Origin of the sequence: Pseudomonas sp. SR18 (assembly GCF_023701505.1) — a bacterium.
GTDB classification, from domain to species: Bacteria; Pseudomonadota; Gammaproteobacteria; order Pseudomonadales; family Pseudomonadaceae; genus Aquipseudomonas; species Aquipseudomonas cyclaminis.
Genome location: NZ_JAMQAU010000031.1, coordinates 1 through 18,438 on the forward strand (window position 1 = coordinate 1; position 18,438 = coordinate 18,438).

Here is an 18,438-nt window from a genome sequence, read left to right on the forward strand (position 1 = left end):
TCGACTTGGTCTACGACCGACAATTTAAAAGCTAGCGTGTAATCGCGTTGGCTGCGCCTTTTTCTCGTATCCATTGAGTCCTCCTGAACAAAGGTCAGAAGGTGTAAACCTTATTCAGGACGGGACATTCCAAATAAAAAAGCCCCGGTAATCCGGGGCTTTTTGTTTAGAGCGTGGAACGTACTCGCCACAACTCGGGGAACAACACCGTGTCGAGCATCTTGCGCAAATACCCCACCCCTTCCGTGCCGCCGGTGCCCGGCTGGAAGCCGATGATGCGCTCAACCGTGGTCACATGGCGGAAGCGCCACTGGCGGAACGAGTCTTCCAGGTCAATGAACTTCTCGGCCAACTGATACAAGTCCCAATACCGGTTCGGATCGCGATACACCTCGCGCCACGCCGCCTCCACCGACTCGTCGTGCACGGTCGCTGCGGTCGGGTCACGCTCGGCACGTTTCGGATCAATCGCCAGGCCCGCCTTGATCATCAGGTTGATCGCTTCGTCATACAGCGACGGCGTGGCAATCGCCACTTTCAACTCGTTCAACAGCTCCGGCCGATGGGCATGGGGCCGCAACAGCGCCGCGCTTTTATTGCCGAGGATAAATTCGATCTCACGGTACTGGAACGACTGGAACCCGGACGATTGCCCCAGGAACGGGCGGATCGCCTTGTATTCCGACGGGGTCATGGTCGCCAGCACGGCCCACGCATGAACCAGTTGGTCAAAGATCCGCGACACCCGCGCCAGCATCTTGAACGCCGGCGGCAACTCGCCCAGGCGCACATGTTCGCGGGCAGCCTTGAGTTCGTGGAGCATCAGTTTCATCCACAGCTCAGAAGTCTGGTGCTGGATGATGAAGAGCATTTCGTTGTGGTCTGGCGACAGCGGGTGCTGGGCGCTGAGGACTTTGCCCAGGTCCAGGTAATCGCCGTAACTCATGGACTCGGAAAAATTCAGTTCGGCGTTATGCCATTCTTCCGGCGGTTGGTAATCAGCAGAAAAGGGACATTGGCTCATCGCGTGGGCTCCTTGAGCGGGCGGAGAATGGCGCGGACCGGGCTGGCGTCCAGGTTGGCAAAGCGTAGCGGCAGTGCGATCAGTTCATAGTCGCCCTCCGGTACGTCATCGAGCACGATGCCTTCGAGAATCGCCATGCCATGCCGGGCTACGGCGTTATGGGAATCCATGGTCTTGGACTGTTGCGGGTCCAGCGAGGGCGTGTCGATACCGATCAAGCGCACGCCGAGGCTGGCGAGCAGCTCAATGGTTTGCGGCGCGATGGCGGTGAAGTCCGAGTCCCACTCAGTCAGTGGCGCTTGTGGATAAGTGCGCAGCAACACCCGCTCCGGCAGGTTATCCACACGGCCTTCCAGTTGATGCGGTTGCACCAACGCGCCGCTGGCGAGGCAATGCAGCACCCGGCATGGGCCCATATACACGTCCAACGACACCTCGCCAATTGGTGCGCCGTCTGCGCTGTAGTGCAGCGGTGCGTCCACGTGGGCGCCGGTGTGCGGCGACAAGGTAATGCGCCCCACATTCACCGGGCACTCCGGGCCAAACTGCCAGACGCGCTCTTCCTGGAACGGCGTATCACCCGGCCAGGTCGGGGTCGCCGTACTCAAGGGTGGGCTGATGTCCCACCACGTTTTTATTGGGTTCATTTGAAGGCTCTCGGCGGTTACTGAAGTGAATGATACGAGGGCCAGCTGTGAATTTTCTTGCGAATTCTGGCGCGAGGCGGGAAATCTTTCGCACTTACTGCGAGGAAATCGCCTCTTTACGCTCAGAAGTGTCGCCTGGCCACAGTGGAGCTGCCACCAGGGATTAATGATTGACCTCGCTGTACCAGTAGAACCGTATTCACCTGCGCTTCTGGGCATCCCGATGTCGAGTTCAGACCACTGGCACAACGCTCAAGGCCTTAGGGTGCATCTTTCCATTCCCTGCCTCGGAGCCATCATGTCCAAGCCCATCACCGTACTGCGCGACACCCATCCCCTGCCGGTCCTGGATGCCTGCAAATGGGAGAAACTGGAAGGCGACCCGCACACCGTCAACCTCAACGCCTACACCAGCGAAGACGGCAGCAAGATCATGGGCACCTGGATCTGCACCCCAGGCAAGTGGTACGTGGACTACGTGAAATGGGAATACTGCCACTTCCAGGAAGGCTACTGCATCATCACTCCTGAAGGGATGGAGCCGATCCATTTGCGGGCTGGGGATATCTTCGTGGTAGAGCCGGGGATGAAGGGGACGTGGGAAGTGGTTGAGACAGTGCGTAAGTATTTTGTGTTTGCCTGATTTGCGGTGCACCGATTGGTTGGGGTAAGCCACTTATCAGCGGTGCACTCGCTTTGTGCGGTGAGCGGATTTGCCCCGCGCTGGGCAAGCCCGCTCACCACAATGCTCGCCCCCGAATGCCCTTACTTTGGCTTGCGATAGCTGTTGATGATCGCCGAGAAGTCCTTGCCCCCCTCCCCACGCTGGCTCATCGATTGGTACAACTGCTGGGCCACAGCCCCCAGGATCACCGGCTGTTTCGCCTGACGTGCCGCCTCGGTAGCCAGGCCCAAATCCTTGAGCATCAGGTCGGCACCAAACCCGCCGGTATAACCCCGGGATGACGGCGCGGTTTCAATCACGCCCGGCCATGGGTTGTAGGTGTCCGAACTCCAGCAGCGTCCGGTGGAGCTGTTGATGATCCCGGCCAGCACTTGAGTGTCGATGCCCAGCGCATCGCCCAGCGCCATGGCTTCGCTGACGCCGACCATGCTGATGCCCAGCAGCAGGTTGTTGCAGATTTTGGCGATTTGCCCGGTGCCCACAGCGCCACAGTGCACAATGTTGCGCCCCATCTGCGCCAGCACCGGTTGCAGGGTGGCGAACAGTTCCGGGGTGGCGCCAACCATGAACGTCAAGGTCCCGGCTTGTGCACCACCGGTGCCACCGGAGACCGGCGCGTCTGCCATCACCACGCCTTGCCTGGCCGCCGCCGCCGCCACATCGCGGGCGGTCTGCGGGTCGATGGTGCTGCAATCCACGGCAGGTACGCCATTGCCGATCCCGGCTAATACACCGTCTTCATTCAGCCACACGCTGCGCACATGGGCGGCAGCGGGTAGCATGGTAATCACCAGTTCAGCGCCTTGGGCCGCATCACGCGGCGAGTCGCTGATGCTGCCGCCCAGCTCGGCGAGTTCCTTGAGTACCGTCTGGTTCAGGTCGAACAGATTCAGCGCGTGGCCAGCCTTGATCAGGTTGCGAGCCATGGGCGCGCCCATGTTGCCCAGGCCGATAAATGCAATCTTCATGGTCGTCTCCCGGAATCAGCGCAGGTTGATGGTGGTGTTCACGCCATCGTTGACCGTGTCGTCATCGAACCAGCGGCTGGTGACGGTTTTGGTCTGGGTATAGAACTGCACCACTTGCTTGCCGTACGGACCGAGGTCGCCAAGTTTGGAGCCACGGGAGCCAGTGAAGCTGAAGAACGGTACCGGCACTGGGATCGGGATGTTGATGCCGACTTGGCCTACATCGATTTCACTCTGGAACTTACGCGCCGCTGCACCGCTTTGGGTGAACAGGCCTGTCCCGTTGCCGAACGGGTTGGCGTTAACCAGTGCGATGGCCTGGTCGAGGGTGTCGACTTCCAGCACTACCAGCACCGGGCCGAAGATTTCCTGGGTGTAGATCTGCATATCGGTGGTCACACCGGAGAACAGGGTCGGGCCGACAAAGTTGCCTTGCTCGAAGCCCGGTACCTGGATGTCACGGCCGTCCAGCTCCAACTTGGCGCCTTCTTTCACACCGCTTTCGATCAACTCCAGGATGCGGGCCTTGGCACGCTTGGAAATCACCGGGCCTACATCAGTCCCGGCTTCACTGCCGGCATTGACCTTGAGTTTCAGCGCCAGCGCCTTGAGGTCCGGCAGCCACTGCTTGGCCGCTCCCACCAGCACCACCACCGAGGTGGCCATGCAACGCTGGCCCGCTGCGCCGAAACCGGCACCGACCAAAGCATTGAGGGTATGTTCGCGGTTGGCATCCGGCAGCACCACGGCGTGGTTCTTGGCGCCCATCATCGATTGCACGCGCTTGCCGTGCTTGCCGGCCAAGTCGTAGACATGCGTGCCGACGGCAGTGGAACCCACAAAGGACACGGCCTTGATGTCTTTATGGGTGCACAGTGCATCCACTACATCCTTGCCGCCGTGCACCACGTTGAGCACCCCTGGCGGCACACCGGCTTCCAGCGCCAGTTCTACCAGCAACAGGGTCGACAGCGGGTCTTGCTCGGAAGGCTTGAGTACGAAGGTGTTACCGCAGGCGATGGCCATCGGGAACATCCACAGTGGGATCATCGCCGGGAAGTTGAAGGGGGTAATACCGGCGCATACGCCGATGGGTTGGCGCAGGGTGTAGGTGTCGACGCCGCCCGCGACGTTTTCAGCGAATTCGCCCATCTGCAAAGTACCGATGGAGCACGCATGCTCGACCACTTCCAGGCCACGGAAAATATCGCCCTCGGCATCGGCAATGGTCTTGCCCTGCTCGGCGCTGAGGACTACGGCGATGCGCTTGGAATGTTCACGAATGAGGGCTTGCAGCTTGAGCATGATGCGCATGCGTGCGCCGATCGGCGTCAGCTTCCAGGTCTGGAAGGCGCGATGGGCGGCGTCGATGGCGGCGTTGACTTCATCGGCCGTGGCGAACGGGACTTTCGCCAGCACCTCTTGGGTGGCCGGGTTGACGATGTCTTGCCATTGGGAGGTCTTGGACTCGACCCACTCGCCATTGATCAGCAACTTGACCTGTTTAACGGAAATATCGGCAGATGCGTTCATGTGGTCTCCAACTCTTATATTTATATAGAGACAAGGCGCGTGGATCGCCTTGAAGAATGAGGCGTTCGGACTGTTTTTGGAGTATAGATGTGCAAATCTCTAATAAGAACGCACATAAAAGCCGGTCCAATATGCAAAAAAACATCACATCATTGGGCTCCCTGAACTGGGACGACCTGAAGTTTTTCCTCGAAGTGGCCCGCACCCGCAAGGCCAGCGTCGCCGCCAAACGCCTGGCGGTGGACTACACCACCGTGTCGCGGCGCATCAGTTCGCTGGAAGTGTCCCTCGGCACGTTGCTGTTCGAAAAATCCCGGACCAACGGCTTTGTCCTCACCCCAGAAGGCCAGCGCCTGCTGGGTTACGCCGAGTCCATCGAAAGCACCTTGCACATGGCCTGCGAGCAAGTCTCCGGCTCAGGCGTGGCGCTGTCCGGTCACGTGCGCATGGGCTGCACCGAAGGCTTTGGCAGCTTCTTCGTGACCCCGCAGTTGAGCCATTTCGTCGACACCTACCCGGCCATCTCGGTCGACATCCTGCCCCTGCCCCACTTCATCAGCCTGTCCAAGCGCGAAGCCGACATCGTCATCGCCCTGGAACGCCCGGAACATGGGCCGTATGTGTGCTGCAAACTGTGCGACTACAAATTGCAGCTGTACGCGACCCAGGACTACCTCGACCAACACCCGCCCATCAGCAAACCGGCGGATTTGGCCGAGCATCCGTTTATCAGCTATGTGGATGACCTGGCGTTCAGCTCGGAGCTGCTGTACCTCGCGAACGTAGTGCCCGGCGCCAGCGCGAGCCTGCGCAGTACCAGCGTGATTGCGCAGTACGTCGCGGCGCAGCAAGGCCGGTCGATGGCGATATTGCCGTGCTTTTTGGCGGCGCAGGATCCACGGTTGTTGCCGGTGCTGGGGGAGCAGATTGCGATTACGCGGCAGTTCTGGATGTATTGCCGGGAGGACTTGCGCAAGCTGAAACGGATTACGTTGTTGTGGGACTACATCCGGGAAGTGACGGAGCAGAACCAGGGGTTGTTGATGGGGGAGACGCGGGAGATCAGGTTTGCGGATTAAAGGGCCAGTAACGACGATTCCCTTTAAATTGCAGGACGTTTCCTAGAGAATCTCCGGCCTATTGCGCCTTAGGGTTCGAGTGACTAGCCTCCGGACTTCGCTGAAAAAACAGCGAACGGGTTTAGCGACCCGAACCCGGACACAGCCTCCAACGACAGCAGCTTCCTGCTCGTCGTTTTCGTGTTATGGCGGCTGTGCGTGGGAGACCTTCGGGTCTGCCGGGTCCTGGGTCCGGTTCGCTAACCTGCGTACAGCTGCCACCCCTTCATGTTTAGCGACATGAGTGGGTGGTTCCTAAAACTCCCAGGTAGACATCATGACTAAAATCGTCCCCGATCCACCGCTTTCCTCCATCATCACCGTCGGCGTCGTCACCTTCGGCGACTACAGCGAAAACCAAAAACCCCTATTCCGCGTCAACGCCGGCATGCCCATCGGCGAAGCGCTGGAACATGCCTCCACCCTGCTGTTCTACTCCAAGAAACTCGCAATGGATGCCGCCATGGACGTGCGCGGCGAACACTATGCGTGGGCTGCGCATTATCTGTGTGAGATGAGCAAGGCGGTGGTGGATGACTTGAGCCAGGCGATGACGCCCCGCGGTTAAATGTGGGAGGGGGCTTGCCCCCGATAGCGGAGTGTCAGATCAAATGTACAGGCTGACACACTGCTATCGGGGGCAAGCCCCCTCCCACACTTTGATTGCATTTCAAGTTGAGAGGGGTGAGGCGACTCAGTCCGCGATGACCACAATCGATACCCGACGATTCTCCGTACGCCCCGCCGCCGTGGTGTTGGACGCCACGGGCTCGGCGCTGCCCAACCCGCGCAGTTGGATGTTTTCTTCTTTCATGCCCACGCCTTGCAGCACCGTGGCCACGCTTTTGGCGCGGCGCAAGGAAAGTTGTTGGTTGTAGATTTCCTTGCCCGATGCATCGGTGTGGCCGTCGACGCGCACGCGTTCGATGCCCACGCCCAGCAGGGCTTTGCCGATGCGTTGGACGATGTCAGTGCTGGGCTGGTTGAGGGTTTCGACGTCGCTGCCGAACAGTACTTTGCCCGACAGGCCGAATGCCCAGCCGTCGTCGGTGAGTTCGAAGCCTTGCTGTTTAAGGACCGCGACCTGCGCCGGGGTCAGGCCTTTGGGTGGGGCGGTCTGGCAACCGCCGAGGGCAAGGAAAGCCACCAGCAATGAGATGAATAAAACGCGCGCGGTCGAGAACAAGGGATCAACTCCTGTGTTGAGTGTTGACGGTAGAGTGCTCCGACTCTGCCGTTTGCTGGCCGCCCTGAGAAAACCGTTTGGCCTGGTACATCGCCGCGTCAGCGGCATTGAGCAAGGTGCCGGGAGTGACACCATGATCGGGATAAATGGCGATGCCGATGCTGAGGGAGGTCGATACGTGAGTATTGCCGGGCACGGCAATCGGCAGGTCCATGCTGGCGATGATCTTGTCGGCGATGCGCTGGGCATCCTCCACTTTGTGCAGCGGCGCCAGCAGGATGGCGAACTCATCACCGCCCAGGCGCGCCACCAGGTCATCGTCACGCAGTTGTGCACGCACGCGGTCGGCGACGGCCACCAGCACGGCGTCGCCGGCGGCATGGCCGAAGTTGTCGTTGATGTCTTTGAAGCGGTCACTGTCGAGGAACAACACGGCGACCCGTTCGTTGACCTTGGCAGCGCTGCGCAGTGCGCGGATCAGCCGGCCTTCGAAGAACGCCCGGTTGGGCAGGCCGGTGAGGCTGTCGTGGTTGGCCTGGTGGGCGAGGGTTTCGTTTTCGCTTTGCAGGTGGCTTTGCCAGGCTTCCATCTCGCCGAGCAAGGCATTGAAGTCGCTGCCCAGGCTGTCGAGTTCGGCGATGCGCGCCGGTGGCACGCGACGGTCGAAGTCGCGTTCGCTGCGCGCAGCGTGGGCCACGGCGGCGAGGCTTTGCAGCGGCCCGGTGATGCCCTTCAGCAGCCGGCGCGCCAGGTGCAGGGCAACCCAGGCGCTGAGGACGGTACAGATCAGGATGCCCGCCAGCCCGCTGAGCAGGAAGCGCAGCAAACTGCCACCGTGGCCGGTCAAGTGGATGCTGCCGATGGTACGGCCCTGGTGCAGGATCGGCTGGCTGATGGGCTGTTCAAGCAGGGTATGCGCCAGCGCCAGTTCAACCCGCGAAAGCATGCCGGTTTCGGGGCGCTCCCAATGCGCCAGCAGCCTGCCGCTGGCATCGAACACATCGGCCTGGGCCACTTCTTCCGTAGAAGCAATCAGGCTAAGCGCCTCGGTGGCCGCCGCGCGGTCGTTGAACACTACCGCCGCTTCGACGGTGTAATTGATGGAACGTGCGATCAGGTGCAGGTTGTGTTCGGCGTAGACCCGCAGCGCCAACACGCCAAGCAGGGTCAGGGACACGCTGGCCAGGGTCACGGCCACCAGCGCCAGGATCAGGTGCCCTCGGCCAATGACCGAGCGCAGGGTTGGGCGCACAATCACGGCTGTCATGAGGCCGGCGCCCGGCGACGGGACAGTTGCAGCACACTGGGGTGAATACGCACGCCGCTGCGTGCCACCGAGTCGAGGTTGACCTCGAACGACACTTGCTCATCGCCCACCCGCAGGCAGAACAGGCTGCCGACGGTGCACTGGTCGCCGCCTTCGCTGATGCTGAGCACCGGGTGACCGATCAACGAGGCAAACAGGCGGCTGCGTTCATCCGTGCTGAGTTTGCCGATGTACACGGCGTCGCAGGCGCTGACGATGTCGGGATGGTCGGCCAACAGGCGGCGCACCACCACCGGACGGCCGGTGGCCTGGGTGGTGCCTTTGATCAGGTCGTCGGTGTATTGGGTGGGGCCGACGATGCACAGGCGCAGTTGTGCAGGCTCCACGGGCCAGCGGGCATAGCTGAGGATGCCGAGGACCACTTGGGTGACCGCCTGGGCGCGTTGGACAGCCGGGCCTGGGGCCTCAGCAAACACGCGGGGCGCCAGCAGCCACAAAACCGCCACAAGCAGCAGGCGTCTCCAGCTCAAACTTCGCTCTGTGGGCGAGACGGCCACGTTCATGCAGCGATACTCTCAGGTGTTTTCGGAGTGATGCCGCAACGATAGCACAGCATCAGAAATTTCTGACTCCTGACCCAACTCCAGCATTAGCCCACTCAAGCGCTTGACCTTGCGTCGCACGGCCTCTTCAAACACTCCGCCACGGGGTTCGATCAGGCTGAACCAGCGCTTGGCGCGGGTGATGCCGGTGTAGATCAGTTCCTTGGTCAGCACCGGGTTCAAGGCGTCCGGCAGGATCAGCGCGGTGTGGGTGAATTCCGAGCCTTGGGATTTGTGCACGGTCATGGCGTACACGGTTTCCACATCATTCAAACGGCTGGGTAGTACAAATCGCACGCCGCCTTGCCCGTCGTTACGTGGGAAAGCGACACGCAACACCGGGTCGCCGCCTTCACTTTCGGGCAGCTTCAGGGCGATGCCGATGTCGCCGTTCATCAGCCCCAGGCCGTAATCGTTGCGCGTCATCAGCACCGGGCGGCCTTCGTACCATTGTTCGTCACCCTCGATCAGCCGCACTTTGCGCAAGGCTGCGGTGATGCGCAGGTTCAGTCCTTCCACGCCCCAAGGGCCTTTGCGCACGGCGCAGAGCAGTTGGAACGCATCGAAGGCCTGCAGCAGTTGTTGCGCCCAGTGGGTCCAGGCGAGGTTGTCACGTGGGGTGTCGAGGGCGGGACGCGCGCTGTGCAACAGGTTGAGGTAATAGCGATAACCCTCAGCACCGTCGCCCTGCCCATCCAGCACCAGGCGTTCCAGGGCATGGTCGTGCTCACCTTTGAGGCTGACACAGAACAGGTCGCCGTGACTGCGAGCGGCCAGCAGCTTGCGGGCCTCTTCGGCGTTTTGCTGATTGACCCAGCGCGCCAGTTGGCCGATGCCGCTACCTTCGCCGAAACGCCGCGAGTAACGCAGCATTACCACTTGCTGCGCCAGGGGATGGCTGCCGTCGAGGTCTTCTTGCAGGCCGCTGGCGTCGAGGTCTTCACCGCTGACCGCTTGCAGCCATTGGCGAGTCTGGGGGCTGTACCAGCCGGCTTCGGCGTCGCGGCACAAATCTCCGAGTACGGCGCCGGCCTCCACCGAGGCGAGTTGGTCTTTGTCGCCCAGCAGCACCAGGCGCGCATGGGGCGGTAACGCGTCCAGCAGGTTGGCCATCATTTCCAGGTCGATCATCGAGGCTTCGTCCACCACCAGCACATCCAGGGGCAACGGGTTGCCAAGGTGATGGCGGAAGTGTCGGGTGCCGGGGCGACTGCCCAGCAAGCGGTGAACAGTGGTGACCTGGGTCGGGATCTTTTCCTTCACGTTTTCCGGCACTTTCAGCGACAACACTTGCTGGCTGATGGATTCGGTCAAACGCGCGGCAGCTTTACCGGTGGGCGCGGCCAAGCGGATACGCAACGGGCTGCCGGTTTCCACCGCGGGTGCTTGTAACAGGGCGAGCAGGCGCACCACGGTGGTGGTCTTGCCGGTGCCGGGGCCGCCGGTGACGATGCTGAAAGCACCGCGCGTGGCCAGGGCGCAGGCAAGTTTTTGCCAGTCAATCACGCCATCGGGCGCCGGCTGGTCAAACAGGCCGTTCAAGCGTTGGGGCAAGTCGGCGGCGACGGCTTCCTGGGTCGCCAGGCGCAGGCGCAGAGCGGTGTCGATGCGCCGTTCGTAGGTCCAGTAACGGCGCAGGTACAGGCGTTTGCCCGACAGCACCAAGGGGCGACTGTGCGCCGACTCGCTGCCATCCAACGCCAGGGCGACCAACGGGCTGGCGGCCAGCGCATGGCACCAGTGGGCGCCATCGAGGCCGTCGAGCAACTGCGACGGTAGCAGCATGGCGCCGGTTTGCAGGTCGCCTTCGGGCGGCAGGGACAAGGCAAAGTCCGGTGCCTTGAGGGTTTCGAACAGGTCCAGACACACATGGCCGTGGCCCAGCTGGTGGCTGGTCAGGGCGGCCGCCAGCAACACCAACGGGGCGGCGTGTGGGTCGAGTTCGTGCAGGAAGCCGACAAAGGCTTTGTCCAACGCCCGCAGCCAGCCACGATCAACCCAACGGTCCAGCAACTGGAGCAGGTCAGCGGCGCGGTCCAGAGGCTCCAGCGCCTCCAGCGGTAAGGGCGACAGGCTCATAACAACACTCCTTGTTCCCAGGCGGGCTCAACCTTGGGCGGGATGGGCTTGCCCTGGAAAAACAGGTCCAGGCCTTCGATCAGCTCACGCGGCGGCCGAGTGAAAAACGCGCCTCGGCTGACGGCTTGGGTGCCACGCAGGAATACATACAGCGCGCCGCCGACGTGGCGGTCGTACTCGTAGCCCGGCAGACGCGCCTTGAGTTGGCGATGCAGGGCCAGTAGGTAAAGGACGTATTGCAGGTCGTATCGATGCTCAAGGATCGACTGTTCCATGGCCGCTTGCGTGTAGGCCAAATCGTCAGGGCCGAGCCAGTTAGATTTGTAGTCAGCCACGTAGTAGCGGCCGTCGTGTTCGAAGGTCAGGTCGATAAAGCCTTTGAACATGCCGTTGAGCAGCACCGGTTCGGCAGCCACGCGCGAGACGCCGTTATGGGTGTGCTGGCACACCAGTTTGTCGAGGGCGAGCACATCGACTTTATGGCTGGCGAACCAGAACTCCATTTCAATCTGGTACTGCTGCAGGCTGCTCAGGGTGACGTGAGCGTTGTCCACCGGCAGCGGCGTGTGCAGCAAGTGGCCGAGCCAATCGCTGAGGGTGATGATCCAGCCTTCCCAGTTGCGGCGATTGCAGCGCGCGCCGACGGCGTTTTCGATGGCGTCCGGCGTCACATTGAAGCCCTCTTCACCTGCCCACTCCAGCAGGCCGTGAAGGAAGGTCCCTGGGTTGGGACCGCGTGGGAAACGGTGAATATCGCCGCCGGACGCCGCCACTTCACGCGGCGCGTCAGGGTCGAGGCGTTCGTCATCAAACAGCTTTTGCGCTTGTGGGCTTTCGGGCGCTTCGAGGCTGGCGACACTCATGCTTTCACCAATGCGCAAGGCGCTGTAGGACGCGATCCACCAGTTTTCGGCAGCCTTGCGTCTGGGCAGCAGCGGTGCAAGTAAAGTCGCTTGGTTGCGCGGCGGGTGGAACACGCTGTCCTGGGCCTCGGGCACGTGTGCATAGTGAATGGCCGGGCAGCCTTCCTGCAGGTCCAGCAGCCAGCGCGCCAGGCCGGCTGACTCACCCAGCGCAGCACCCGCGCCGAGCAGGTAGCCCAGCGCTGACAGGTGCAATACCGAGCTGCTGCTGTTGCCGCGCTTGAGGTCGCCAACGCCAAGCCAGCAGGCGTGTTTGGCGCGGGTCAGGGCCACGTAGAACAAACGCAGATCTTCGGCCAGACGCTCGTCATCAGCCTGGGCGATCAACTCAGGCGTAGGGCGCAGGCTGACATGGGACTTGCCGTGTTCGTCGTGGTAATGCAGCGGCAGGCGACTGCCGTCCACCGGCTTGGCCGAGCAGATGAACGGCAGGAAGACCAGGTCGTACTCCAGGCCCTTGGACTTGTGGATGGTCACGACCTTGACCAGTTGCTCATCGCTTTCCAGGCGCAGGATCTGCTCTTCGCCGGCCTGGCCGGATAACGCGAGCTGTTCGGCCAAGTGGCGGATCAGCGCTTGTTCGCCGTCCAGCTCGGACGCGGCCTGTTGCAGCAGTTCGCTGAGGTGCAGCAGGTTGGTCAGCACCCGTTCGCCGTCGCTGCGGGCAATCAGGGCTTGCGGCAGTTTGAAGTCGTGCAGCAGACGGCGCAGCATCGGCAGCACGCCTTGGGTGCGCCAGATCATACGGTAGCCACGGAACTGCATCACGCGGGCTTCCCACGCCAGCTCGTCCTGATTCAGACGCTCCAGTTCCGGCAGTGACAGGTTCAGGGTGACACAGGCCAGAGCAGCCCGCAGTGGACGCTCAACGTCCGGCTCGGCGCAGGCCTTGAGCCACGCCAGCAGGTCGTGGGCCTCCTGGGCGGCGAACACTGAATCCTTGTCGGACAGGTACACGCTGCGCACACCGCGGTCGGCCAGCTCGGCCCGCACGGCTTGGGCTTCCTTGCCGTCGCGCACCAGAATGGCAATGTCTGACGGCAGTACGCCGCGGAAGCTGTCGTCCGGTTGTAGGAAACCGGCCGTACCCTGCTGGCCACCGTTGAGCAATTCGACGATCCGCGTGGCACACGCGGCGGCCAATTGCTGACGGTACACGGCATTGGAAACAGGCTGGTCGGTGGGCAGGTGCCAGAGGTTCATCGCTGGCAATGTTTGACCATCGACCTGCAGCTTTTCCTTGCGGCCTTGGGATAGCACCGCGTGGAACGGCACCGGGTTTTCGCCTGTCGGCTCGCGGAACAGGAACGCGCCCCGGCCCGTTTCTGCGCGCTGGAACACATGGTTCACCGCCTCGACCATCGCATGGCTGGAACGGAAGTTGGTGCCCAGGGTGTGGTGACGCCCAGTGGTGGACTGGCGGGCGCGCAGGTAGGTGTAGATGTCGGCGCCACGGAACGCATAGATCGCTTGCTTGGGGTCGCCAATCAGGAACAGGCCACTGTCGAGGTGGTTGTCTTCGATGCGGTAAATGCTGTCGAAGATGCTGTATTGCACCGGGTCGGTGTCCTGGAATTCGTCGATCAGGGCCACCGGGAATTGCTCGCGGATCACGCTGGCCAGGCGCTCGCCGCCCTCTGCGTGCAGGGCAGCGTTGAGGCGGATCAGCATGTCGTCGAAACCCATTTCGGCGCGACGGCGTTTTTCTTCTTCGAAGCGTTTGCCCACCCAGCCGGCGGCGTGTTGCAACACGGCGGCGTCAGGGGTTGGCAGGGCGTCGAGAGCGGCTTTGAGGCCGGCCATGGCCTCGATGCCGGGGTGCTGCGGCGGGTCGCCCTTCCAGGCTTCGGCCATACCGTCGGGGGTCAGGCGGGTGAAGCCGGTGCCGATGTCCAGCTGCTCAAGGGTTTCATCCGCAGCCCAGGCACTGATTTTTTCGAACCAGGGCTCAAAGTAACGCGCTTGCATCTTGCGGCCGTCGACGGCTTTGGCGGCCACGGCTTGCAGGCAGATATCGCGCAGCTCTGCTGCCCATTGCTGCCAAGGTGCCTTGAGTTGTATCAGGGCTTCTCGGCGCTCTTGCAGACAGGCGTTGATCAGTTCCGCTGGCTCACGGGTTTCATCAGCAGGCCGTTCGCTGCCAAACAGCGCGCGCACCCGAGGCATCAAGGCTGCGGGTCCGCCCCAATTGTTGCGCACCCAGTTGAGCGCATCGTCATGCATCGGGTAACAAAACAGCCGCCAGTAGTCGCGCAGCACTTCGCCAAGCAGGTCGCTGTGGTCGGTTTCCAGGGTTTGGGTGAACAGGCTGCCGCTGTCAAATGCGTGTTCGCGCAGCATGCGCTGGCACCAACTGTGGATCGTGGAAACCGCCGCTTCGTCCATCCACTGGGCGGCGATGTCCAGGCGGTTGGCGCAGGCGGACCATTGCTCGGGCAGGTATTGCGCGCGCAGGTCGGCGATCAACGCATCAGGTTGTTCAATCTCATCGCGGAAGAAGCGTGCGGCTTCGGCCAGGCGGATACGGATACGCTCGCGCAGTTCTTTGGTGGCGGCATCGGTAAAGGTGACGACGAGGATTTGCGGTGGCAGCAACTCGCGACCGAACCCGGACTCCTCACCACCATGACCTAGCACCAGGCGCAGGTACAGTGCGGAAATAGTGAAGGTCTTGCCGGTGCCGGCGCTGGCTTCGATGAGTTGGCTGCCGCGCAGCGGGAAGGCCAGAGCCAAGGGTTTGCTGCTCATGCGCCGGCCTCCTCGCCTGTGAGTGATCGCCATGGGGCGTTGATCAGTGGTCGATACAGGGTTTCGCACCAGCCTTCGAATTCTTCGCTGGCAATCAAGGCAGCGTAATCAGGGAATTGCCGGGTGAGCGCCGGGGTTTCGCGGCGTTCGCCGTCGGTGGTCAGGCCGTCGCCTTCATAGGCTTTGCTCGCTGCGGCGTGGGCTTTGGCCGGGTCGGTTTGGCTGAGCCAGGCGAAGGCGGTTTTGACGGCGACTGGCAGTGGTTTTCTCATTGCGCTGTGCCAGGCCAACAGCAGGTTGCGGAGGATTTCCTGGGCGGCGGGTTTATCCAGCGGCGCCAGTAGCAACGTGTCGTCACTGGCCACCAAACCGGTGCTCAGCGGCAGGCCACAGGCGCACGCCACCACATGGTTGACCCAAGGACGGATCAGACGATGCCACTTGCGTGTCTTGATCGACCCGATGCTATTGGGGATGGTGGTGACACTCAGCAATCCGCCATCACTGCGTCGATGCAGGCCGCTGATCCAGCCCTCCAGCGCAATGCCTTGATGCTCAAAACTGATAGGTTCGGCGCCGGAGTGCGGAGTGGGCCAGAGGGCCAGCAACTGTTGGTAGCGTTGCAGCAGGCCGGGCAAGGGCTCGATCAGTTCGTTGCGCAAGCATTCGCCGAAACCGACCATGGGCAGCAGGCCACTCCCCTGCAGACGCAAGGCCTGGGCGTTGAGGGCCAGGTCGAGGTGATCGGGTTGGGACAGCGCTGCATTCAACAGGCTGTCGCTGAGGCTGTAGCGTTGCAGCGCATCGAGGACAAACGGTTCTTCATCGGCCAAGGGTACTTCGGCCGCCTCGAAGAATACTTTCAGGCGCTGGCTGAAGAAGTGTTTGACCGGGTTGCGTAGGAAATCTTGCACCTGGCCGAGGCTCAGGGGTTCTTCCTGATGGTGTTGTGCCAGATCGTCTTGTTCAGGCGTCGCGACCTGCATTTCATGGAGTAACTGCCATTCGCGGGCGTAGCTGAACAGTGGATCGCCCGCGTGGAAGTAGCGGGCGCTGAAGGGTTGGAGTGGGTGTTCCTGGGTCATCGCTTCGAGCAGTGGTTGTTCTGCTTGTGCGTTATGCCAGCCGCTGGCGATATGGTCGCGCAGTTGGCCGATCAGGACGGAGGCCGGGCGCTCGCTGTTATCGCGGATGCTGCGGCCGACCCAACTGATGTAGAGCTGGTCGCGGGCCGACAGGAGGGCTTCGAGGAGCAGATAACGGTCATCTTCACGGCGCGAACGATCGCCGGGACGGTAGTCGCTGCCCATCAGGTCGAAATCCAGCGGGGGTTGGGCGCGTGGGTAATCGCCGTCGTTCATACCGAGCAGGCAAACCAGCTTGAACGGTATCGCACGCATCGGCATCAAGGTGCAAAAATTGACAGCACCGGCGAGGAAACGCTGGGATAGACGACCCTGGTCCAGGCCGGCGAGCCAGGCTTCGCGGACTACGGTGAGCGGTAACTCGTCCTGCAGGCCAACTGACTCGCAGGTTTCCAGCCAGGTTTCTCTGAGCTGCTCAAGCTGCCCCAACAGGAAATCGTCGTGCTCACTGCTGGGCAGAAAGAACAGTTGCATCAGGCGTTGCAGACGTTCGCCCCATTCGTGGGGAGCCGCTGGTTGTGACAGGGCCTGATGGGCATCGCTGAGCGCGTCGAGCAACGCTACTAGCGGGCCGATCAAGGCCGCATCGAGCCCACCGATTTCGTCGTAAGGCTCGATGCCTTCGCAGGCAGCACCGGTGCCAACGGCATAACCCAGCAGCATACGGCGAAGGCCGAAACGCCAGCTGTTCTGCTCCAACTCGCTTGGCAAACCGAGGCCAGCACGTTGTTCGGCGTTGAGACCCCAACGGATGCCAGCACCTTCGATCCAGCGGTGCAAGGTAGGTAGGTCCCGTTCCTTGATGGCAAAGCGTTCGCGCAAGGCCGGGACATCGAGCAGATCAAGAACTTCGCTGACGGGGAAGCGGCTGTCGGGGAGTTTTAACAGGTGTTCGACGGCGATCAGCAAAGGGTCGCGGCCACGTTGGCCTTGGTCGGTGAGGGTGAAGGGGATGAAACGTGGATCGTTTCTTTCCAACTGGCCGAATACTGCACGGATATGCGGCGCGTAGCTGTCAACGTCGGGGACCATGACGATGATGTCCCTTGGGCGAAGCGTGGAGTCGGCGCTGAAACGTTGGAGCAACTGGTCGTGGAGGATTTCTACTTCGCGCTGGGCGCTGTGGGCGATGTGGAAGCGGATTGAGGCGTCACGCTCCAGGTCGACGGCGGGCCACAGGTCGCGAGTCTCACTGAGTGGGCGCAGTTCGAGGATATCGTCCTGGAGTTGGTTGAGCAGCGTGGTGGGTTCGCTGTCGCTGAACAGATCGATGCGTCCATCACGGAAGGCAGCGCGGTAACTGTTGGGATCGTCGTAACTGTCCAACAGGCTGATGTAGTCGCGGCCTTGTTTGCCCCAGGCGGCGAGAAGCGGGTGGGCGTGCTGGTGCAGGGTCTGCGGGTCGATGGTGACCGGCATGCCGGCTTTGCGCGCTTGGCGTTTGTATTCGTTACGCAGTAGGTCTTTGTCGGCGACGATGTCGGACCAATGGTGCCGACAAGGGTTGTGCACGCACAGCAAGACTTGGCTGAAACGGGCCAGGCCGGCCAATGCTTCGAGTGCTTGAGCGGGCAGAGAAGAAATCCCGAAGACAATCACCCGCGAAGGCAAGCCCTTCGGCGCCTCTTCAAGGGTATTGATACGTTCGATGAAACGCTGGTGAACGCCGGCGCGGCTTTCGGCCATGCCCTCTTCACCGACATCCAAGAGCAGCGCGCGCCATAGCTCGGCTTGCCAGCAATTGGCAGGATTGAGCGGCTTGGATTCCCCTCGACCATTGCGCAATTGGTGGCGGCCGGCGGCCCAGTCTTCCAGCCAGTCGGCACGGTAGACCTGATATTGGTCGAACAGATCGGCCAGGCGTTCCGATAGCTGGTAGCGTTTACGCAGGTCTGTGTCGTTAGTCAGAAAGCGCTGCAATGGCTCGAAGTGCGGTTGACCGATGAGTTCAGGGAGCAGGCGCATCAGGCGCCAGGTGAGCGGAGCTTTATCGAGCAGGGACTTGGGAGGAATTTCGTCACGTCCCAGGACCATGCGATAGAGCTGCCACATAAAGCTGCCAGGGAGCTGAACATTGATGGCGGCGGCGATTCCGCAGCCGCCCATGTCGTCGTCTTCCGGGTCTTCAGCCAGGGCCAGTTTGAGCCACTGGGCAATACCGTTGCTTTGTACCAGGGCGATTTCGTTTTCCAGGGGCGCCAGGGGGTAACGGCGCATCCAACTCACCACCAGGCTGCGCAGTTCGTCCAGCCGGTTGCCGTGAACTACCATGAATCCAGCACTGAGGGACGTCGCATCCGGCATAACGGCTTCCTTGGGAAAAACAATATCGAGGCATGGACTTTAGCACTGAAGGTGCCTGAGATGACCGCCTCAGCCTTTTCCCAGCGCCCAAAACAAAACCCCATCTGCTTTCGCAAATGGGGTTTCGGAATTTAATCTTGACGATGACCTACTCTCACATGGGGAAACCCCACACTACCATCGGCGATGCATCGTTTCACTACTGAGTT

At 61.7% G+C, this 18,438-nt stretch carries 13 protein-coding genes; 3 read left to right on the plus strand and 10 right to left on the minus strand.

Annotation, left to right across the window (positions count from 1 at the left end):
* Positions 1-166: 166 nt before the first annotated feature.
* Both kynA and kynB read right to left on the minus strand, forming a co-directional pair.
* Positions 167-1,024 (minus strand): tryptophan 2,3-dioxygenase, encoded by an 858-nt coding sequence (gene kynA / locus NDJ82_RS27140; RefSeq protein ID WP_015885870.1) that lies wholly within the window; start codon positions 1,022-1,024, stop codon positions 167-169.
* The gene (kynB, locus tag NDJ82_RS27145; protein ID WP_099587229.1) at positions 1,021-1,671 is read right to left on the minus strand and encodes an arylformamidase; all 651 of its coding nucleotides are present in this window, start codon (positions 1,669-1,671) and stop codon (positions 1,021-1,023) included. The genes kynA and kynB overlap by 4 nt, the downstream gene beginning before the upstream one ends.
* A 298-nt stretch (positions 1,672-1,969) precedes the next feature.
* On the opposite strand from kynB, the gene NDJ82_RS27150 reads away from it, so the two are divergent.
* On the plus strand, positions 1,970-2,314 hold the full coding sequence (locus tag NDJ82_RS27150) for a cupin domain-containing protein (RefSeq protein WP_015885872.1): 345 nt from the start codon (positions 1,970-1,972) through the stop codon (positions 2,312-2,314).
* A 122-nt stretch (positions 2,315-2,436) separates the two neighbouring features.
* Here the strand turns inward: NDJ82_RS27150 and mmsB are convergent, their stop codons facing one another.
* Both mmsB and NDJ82_RS27160 read right to left on the minus strand, forming a co-directional pair.
* Positions 2,437-3,324, minus strand: a complete 888-nt coding sequence (gene mmsB / locus NDJ82_RS27155) for a 3-hydroxyisobutyrate dehydrogenase (RefSeq protein ID WP_099587228.1) — start codon at positions 3,322-3,324, stop codon at positions 2,437-2,439.
* 15 nt (positions 3,325-3,339) lie between these two features.
* Positions 3,340-4,857 (minus strand): CoA-acylating methylmalonate-semialdehyde dehydrogenase, encoded by a 1,518-nt coding sequence (locus NDJ82_RS27160; RefSeq protein WP_099587227.1) that lies wholly within the window; start codon positions 4,855-4,857, stop codon positions 3,340-3,342.
* A gap of 131 nt (positions 4,858-4,988) precedes the next feature.
* Between NDJ82_RS27160 and NDJ82_RS27165 the strand changes: the two genes are divergently transcribed.
* Together NDJ82_RS27165 and NDJ82_RS27170 are read left to right on the plus strand one after the other, a co-directional pair.
* On the plus strand, positions 4,989-5,936 hold the full coding sequence (locus tag NDJ82_RS27165) for a LysR family transcriptional regulator (RefSeq protein WP_250926645.1): 948 nt from the start codon (positions 4,989-4,991) through the stop codon (positions 5,934-5,936).
* Between the two features lie 316 nt (positions 5,937-6,252).
* Complete coding sequence (locus tag NDJ82_RS27170) at positions 6,253-6,543, plus strand: DUF3077 domain-containing protein (protein ID WP_250926646.1); 291 nt, start codon at positions 6,253-6,255, stop codon at positions 6,541-6,543.
* Between the two features lie 126 nt (positions 6,544-6,669).
* On the opposite strand, the gene yfiB is transcribed toward NDJ82_RS27170, so the two are convergent.
* The 6 genes from yfiB to recC are packed head-to-tail and all read right to left on the minus strand — an operon-like array spanning position 6,670 to position 18,229.
* Positions 6,670-7,161: an outer membrane lipoprotein YfiB gene (gene yfiB, locus NDJ82_RS27175; RefSeq protein WP_250926647.1), complete on the minus strand. Its 492-nt coding sequence runs from the start codon at positions 7,159-7,161 to the stop codon at positions 6,670-6,672.
* A gap of 4 nt (positions 7,162-7,165) precedes the next feature.
* A complete protein-coding gene (gene dgcN, locus NDJ82_RS27180; RefSeq protein WP_112196744.1) occupies positions 7,166-8,428 on the minus strand; it encodes a diguanylate cyclase DgcN/YfiN in 1,263 nt (420 codons plus the stop codon).
* Entirely contained in the window at positions 8,425-8,991 is a 567-nt protein-coding gene (yfiR, locus tag NDJ82_RS27185; RefSeq protein WP_099587221.1) for a regulatory sequestration protein YfiR, read from the minus strand. Before yfiR ends, dgcN begins: the two co-directional genes overlap by 4 nt.
* Positions 8,992-9,003: 12 nt before the next feature.
* A complete protein-coding gene (recD, locus tag NDJ82_RS27190) occupies positions 9,004-11,109 on the minus strand; it encodes an exodeoxyribonuclease V subunit alpha (RefSeq protein WP_250926648.1) in 2,106 nt (701 codons plus the stop codon).
* The gene (gene recB / locus NDJ82_RS27195) at positions 11,106-14,780 is read right to left on the minus strand and encodes an exodeoxyribonuclease V subunit beta (RefSeq protein ID WP_250926649.1); all 3,675 of its coding nucleotides are present in this window, start codon (positions 14,778-14,780) and stop codon (positions 11,106-11,108) included. The genes recD and recB overlap by 4 nt, the downstream gene beginning before the upstream one ends.
* On the minus strand, positions 14,777-18,229 hold the full coding sequence (gene recC / locus NDJ82_RS27200) for an exodeoxyribonuclease V subunit gamma (protein WP_250926650.1): 3,453 nt from the start codon (positions 18,227-18,229) through the stop codon (positions 14,777-14,779). The genes recB and recC overlap by 4 nt, the downstream gene beginning before the upstream one ends.
* Between the last annotated feature and the right edge of the window lie 209 nt (positions 18,230-18,438).